Raw genomic sequence first — 1,443 nt, 5'->3', positions numbered from 1 at the left:
CTCGGGTTCAGCCTCACCGAGCTGCGCGATCTGGACCATCCGGTGCTCAGTGAGGTGCTGGCCGAGTTACGCGAAAGGGTGACGGAGCCGCCCGAGGGGGGCGGTGGCGGAGCGCAGCTCGGCACGGTCATGGGGTTCACCCAGTTCGATCAGTTCTATTCCGGCCCGCCCAACAAACCCTCCAAGTCGTAGGTCACTTCAGGACCTTTTGTGTCTCTTACTGGACAAATATTGGCCGCCAGGGAGCCGTTTAGGCAGTTCATCGTCAAGGTCAACAGCCGCTGCAACCTGGCCTGCCGCTACTGCTACATGTACTTCGCGGCCGACGACGGCTGGCGCCGCCAGCCCCGGGCCGCCTCCCCGGCGATGCTGGAGCAAACGGCCCGCCGCATCGCCGAGCACGCCGCGCAGCACCGCCTGCCCGCCGTCTCCCTGGTCCTGCACGGCGGCGAGCCGCTGCTCAGCGACCCGGCCGAGCTGGGGGCGTTCGTCCGCCGCGTCCGCGCGCTGCTGCCCGAGGGCTGCGCGCTGCACCCCGCCCTCCAGACCAACGGCACGCTGCTCACCGAGGAACGCCTGCGCGCCCTCGCCGAGCACGGCATCCGCGTCGGCCTCAGCCTCGACGGCGGCACCGCCGCCCACAACCGCCTGCGCGTGGACCACGCCGGGCGCCCCGCCTGGCCCGGCCTGCTGCGCGCCGCCCGGCTGCTGGGCCAGGAGCGCCACCGCGGCTCCTGGGCCGGCGTGCTGTGCGTCATCGACCCGGCCACCGACCCCGCCGAGGTCTACGGCTCCCTCCTCGCGCTGAGCCCGCCGTCCGTGGACTTCCTGCTCCCGCACGGCAACTGGACCTCCCCGCCGCCCGGCCTGACCCCCGGCTCCTCCGCCACGCCCTACGGCGACTGGCTGTGCGCCGTCTTCGACGCCTGGTGGCACGCCGACCGGCGCCGCACCCGGGTGCGGCTGTTCCAGGAGTGCATCGCCCTCCTCCTCGGCCTGCCCGCCGGCACCGAGGCGCTGGGGCTCCAGCCGTTCACCGCCCTGGTCATCGAGACCGACGGCAGCATCGAGCAGGTCGACTCCCTCAAGTCCGCCTACCCCGGCGCCACCCTCACCGGCCTGGACGTCTTCCGCAACGCCCTCGACGAGGCCCTGGACCACCCCGGCGTCGCCGCCCGCCAGGCCGGGGCCGAGGCGCTGGCCGCGGACTGCCGCGCCTGCCCCGTGCTGCACGTCTGCGGCGGCGGCCACTACGCCCACCGCTACCGCCAGGGCCACGGCTTCCGCAACCGGTCCGTCTACTGCCCCGACCTCCAGCGCCTCATCCACCACGTGGCCGCCGCCCTGCGCCGGGCCCGCGACCCCGAGGCGGCGGCGACGCCATGAGCGGCGCGCCGGCGGCCCCCGCCGCCCCCCTCACCGAGGAGGAGGTCCGTGCCCTGG

At 74.4% G+C, this 1,443-nt stretch carries 1 protein-coding gene and 1 pseudogene; both read left to right on the top strand.

What is annotated here, in order from left to right; translation table 11 throughout:
• Positions 1–192 (top strand): annotated as a pseudogene (locus D7231_RS36720) (hypothetical protein); the annotation flags it as partial.
• A 39-nt stretch (positions 193–231) separates the two neighbouring features.
• Complete coding sequence (locus D7231_RS34680; RefSeq protein WP_120760330.1) at positions 232–1,386, top strand: FxsB family cyclophane-forming radical SAM/SPASM peptide maturase; 1,155 nt, start codon at positions 232–234, stop codon at positions 1,384–1,386.
• The last annotated feature ends 57 nt before the right edge of the window (positions 1,387–1,443 follow it).

The organism is Streptomyces klenkii (assembly GCF_003626645.1).
Classification (GTDB): Bacteria; Actinomycetota; Actinomycetes; order Streptomycetales; family Streptomycetaceae; genus Streptomyces; species Streptomyces klenkii.
This window is presented reverse-complemented; position numbering and strand designations above follow the sequence as displayed.